Annotated in this window: 4 protein-coding genes and 1 rRNA gene; all 5 read left to right on the forward strand. The window is 36.8% G+C overall.

The genetic code is table 11. The features are described from left to right. Positions 1-674: 674 nt before the first annotated feature. The gene (locus J7E67_RS29240) at positions 675-1526 is read left to right on the forward strand and encodes an ArdC family protein (RefSeq protein WP_214733365.1); all 852 of its coding nucleotides are present in this window, start codon (positions 675-677) and stop codon (positions 1524-1526) included. A 122-nt stretch (positions 1527-1648) separates the two neighbouring features. After that, complete coding sequence (locus J7E67_RS29245) at positions 1649-1846, forward strand: hypothetical protein (protein WP_214733366.1); 198 nt, start codon at positions 1649-1651, stop codon at positions 1844-1846. 348 nt (positions 1847-2194) lie between these two features. Then, positions 2195-2728, forward strand: coding sequence for a hypothetical protein (locus J7E67_RS29250; protein WP_214733367.1), 534 nt, complete (start codon positions 2195-2197; stop codon positions 2726-2728). Positions 2729-2958: 230 nt separating this feature from the next. Beyond that, positions 2959-3225: a hypothetical protein gene (locus J7E67_RS29255; RefSeq protein ID WP_214733368.1), complete on the forward strand. Its 267-nt coding sequence runs from the start codon at positions 2959-2961 to the stop codon at positions 3223-3225. 451 nt (positions 3226-3676) lie between these two features. Beyond that, positions 3677-3827 (forward strand): 16S ribosomal RNA (locus J7E67_RS29260); the annotation flags it as partial.

Raw genomic sequence — 3827 nt, forward strand, 5'->3', positions numbered from 1 at the left:
ACTTTTTATATTGACCCAATTCACCTTCTGGAAACGATTATCCCACATTGTTTAAAATCTTGGCTAAAAACATACCGAACGTACTCTGGGCGGCAGCACTACGGACTGATCAGAAAGGAAAAAGCACCCTTTCTGTCATTCCGTACGTGTCGCTTCGGCATTAAATGGCCCGATAACCACGGACTGTACGGCTCGCGCCTACATTCCGTAGGTTCCTGTTCCATTTACAGCTTACGCCGCCATACCGAACGAGCCGAAAATCGGAAAATCAAAAGATTAAAAGAATAAAAGACAAAAGGAGAGCAGCCGAAACGGCTGCTTTTATTATTGATTTTTCCATTTTGCCTTCCGAATCGTAAAACAACGCAAGCCTTCTAACCTTTCAGCCGGTAGGAACCCGAACCTTTCCGGCTGGAAGCTAAGAAGGCTAGTCAATCGGTCAAGGGGCAAAAAACTTTTTTACTTAAGGACGCTTTCGCAACAGCAAAAAACTTTTTGTGCGAAGAGCACCCTTGACCCATTGCCTATGCGTGTTTTTCGTTCTACTTGCAAAAGGGGAAAAATCATCCCCCTATGGGGAACTCACCCGCTTCGCAAGTCAAAAGGAAAAAGAAAATCTTAAAACCAAACTCCAAAAATCTAAAACTATAGAAAGTCAAAGGAGGAAAAACCAAATGGCAAAAAGCGTGTATGAAATCATTTCAGAAAAAATCATCGAAAAATTAGAAAAGGGTGTTGTACCGTGGCGCCAGCCGTGGACCAACTCCAATGCGGTTAACTGGAAAACACAAAAACCATACCGGGGAATCAATATTTTCCTAGTGGAGCCGGGGGAATATGCATCCAAAAAACAGATTTTAGAAGCAGGTGGACGAATTAAAAAAGAGGAATTAAAAAATTCTCATATCATTGTCTATTGGCTTTGGAAAGAGAAGGAGGACGAAGAAACAAAGGAGAAAAAGACTTTTGCAAAACCCTTTTATTATCGAGTATGGGAGATAAATAAACAATGCATCGGATTAAAGAGCAAAAGAAGCGATGAAACTTTTGACCATAATCCCATCGAAAAAGCGGAGGAAATTTTTAAAGGATATATCAATGCACCAGATTACACGTTTCATTCAGGTAAGGCAGTTTATTACCCGACATGGGATAGAATTAATTGCCCACCGATTAATGATTTTAAGGTTCTGGAGGAATATTATTGCACCCTTTTTCATGAACAAATACACAGCACTGGACATAAAAGCCGATTAGCACGCCCAGGTATTATGACTGAAGGTGTTGCATTTGGGGATGAAATTTATTCAAAAGAGGAATTAGTCGCGGAAATGGGCGCGGCGATGTTGTGCGGAGTGGCTGGAATTGATAACAGTACCATCGAAAATAGTGCAAGCTATATCAATTCGTGGTTACGAGCTTTAAAGAAAGATAGTCGATTAATTTTACAAGCAGCTGCTCAAGCCCAAAAAGCTGCAGATTATATTTTAGCTGAAACAAAGGAACATTCGATAGACGAAAATTAAAAGGAATGAGTCTCTCATAAAATCACAATCACACCTTTCACCGGCTGATCTGTCAGCCGGTGAAAGGGTACATCGAACAGGTTCAACTAAATCCATAGTATGCTATAAAGGAGTGAAAGAATATGAAGGTTTTTCAAGTAATTTATTTTGCAAATGGCTTACTAAGAATATCGATTGTAGTGGCCACAAGTGAAGAAAAGGCAGAAAAAATGGTTTCTAAAGACTTTGACAGGAAGGATCTTTACCAATTAGATCGAATCCAAGAATGTGAACTGACTACGGAAAGTATTATTCATACCGAGGTGATAGAAATTGTTTGATACAAATCCTTTGAACCTAGATGCCTTAGAATACTTGTCATTTTAACACTATTAGAGAAAATACCGGCTATATCCTAGCCGGTGAAGCTCACGTTGGAGGAAAAAAACATTCGTTTTTTTCTTGATAAAAGCAGGCATCGAGCCTGTTAGAAGGTTGCTATAGCAACCTTAAACCTTTGAAAGTTTATTCTAGGAAAAGAAGATGTTTGACAGCAGGCTGAGCTTAATAACCTTTAAAATTAAGAGACGAATGTATTCACCCTGGTGCACCTGTTCATAAACCGTTTGGAACAATGGATTTCTCATGGGTGGAAAGTTTAAATACAGGCTTAAAAGGAGAGATCAGAAGTGAAAACTTGTCCATATTGCGGTAGCAAAATCGAAAAAATAAATCATGAGTATTACTATTGTGATTTTTGTTGTATGCAGCTTGATGCAAGGATTGTTAAAGAAAATCATGAACGCCTAGACGTTCGATTTCGTGATTTTGCTTTTGCTTCCTATATTGATAAGACCACACCGGAAATTATGACATTATCAACCTTTGAGCTCCTGTATTTACTTAAAATGATCCGGAAAGAGCGTAATGACATGTATCATCATATGCATGTATTTCGCAGGGCTAGTGAGGCTGGAAGTAACAATTACAAAGAAGCTGAAAAAGATTCAGGCCGCGATTATCTATATTTCACGAAAAAGGCATTTGTTGTGGAAAATATCATTCGGACCCGTTTAGGGTATGTACCGGAACGAATCTCGGAAAGTTATCTGGTAAAGTATTTGCAAAACATCAAAAACGATAAAAAAACCGGTCCTATGATTATTCGGACACAGCGGAAGGAGTTAAATAAAGAAGCCTTAATTGAGAACAAATCTAAATAAAAATAATGTAGGAAAAGTATCTTATATATAAAACTTTGTTATAACTTCCTAATAGGGAGTTTTTTTATGAGCATTATGTCAATTTTGTAGCGAAATTTAAATAAATTAACAAATTGCAATTGCATGGCCGAATCTATTGTAGATGACATTAATATTAATAATTTCCAGGAGCGTGTTTATGCTAAGGCTTTGCGTAAAGTAATATAATAGTCACGAAGGGGGAAGTAAACATGATGACTTATGATGAAATTGAAATAGGGAAGTTGTTGAGATTAGAGAAAACCCATAAATATGAACCGGGTTATATTGTTCAAGTTATCGGTAAATCAGTTGAAAACATCAACGGATTTGAAGCACAATTTATAGTGATAGAAGATCCGGAACGCCCGAATAGATTAATTAGAAAGTCGCCTTGTATCTTCTATCCATATTTTGAACATACTGATGCAACTTCTCAATTAAAAGAATTCGATCCTCATACTAAGATGACCTATTAATTAGACATGCCACTATGTTAATAATGGTAATTTTTTTGTCAAAAACGAAAACAGAAATATAGAAGGAAATAAAATGGAAGTGTTGAGATTTTTATTATGCAGTTGTGGTATTATTTAAGAAATATTCCATTTGAGGCTGAGTTTTTAAATTAACAATCCAAGTGAAATATTATTCAGTAAAAATATGTTGCACTGGAGCATCAGAAATGTTATCATTTAAAAGTTGCCTCAAAAAAACATATCAATTGAAGGTTGAAATATTTAAAAGTAAGTAATTTTTAGTTGATGTTGTTAAAAATGTATGATATAATATTTTTTGTCGCTTTTTAAATAGGTGAGATTGTTCTTTGAAAACTAAACAAACAAAAACGTCAACAAACAATAAAAAAATCGTGTTTCTTCTATTAATATAGAGAACATGAGCCAACGTAACAAAATGAGCTAATCAACTTTCTTGGAGAGTTTGATCCTGGCTCAGGACGAACGCTGGCGGCGTGCCTAATACATGCAAGTCGAGCGAATCAATAGGAGCTTGCTCCTGTTGGTTAGCGGCGGACGGGTGAGTAACACGTGGGCAACCTGCCTGTAAGACTGGGATAACA

It is taken from the genome of Bacillus sp. ISL-46, from assembly GCF_018613205.1.

Excerpts from the sequence above, each read along its gene's own strand:
- J7E67_RS29240 (WP_214733365.1), top strand. The coding sequence starts at position 675 with ATGGCAAAAAGCGTGTATGAAATCATTTCAGAAAAAATCATCGAAAAA.
- J7E67_RS29245 (WP_214733366.1), top strand. The coding sequence starts at position 1,649 with ATGAAGGTTTTTCAAGTAATTTATTTTGCAAATGGCTTACTAAGAATA.
- J7E67_RS29255 (WP_214733368.1), top strand. The coding sequence starts at position 2,959 with ATGATGACTTATGATGAAATTGAAATAGGGAAGTTGTTGAGATTAGAG.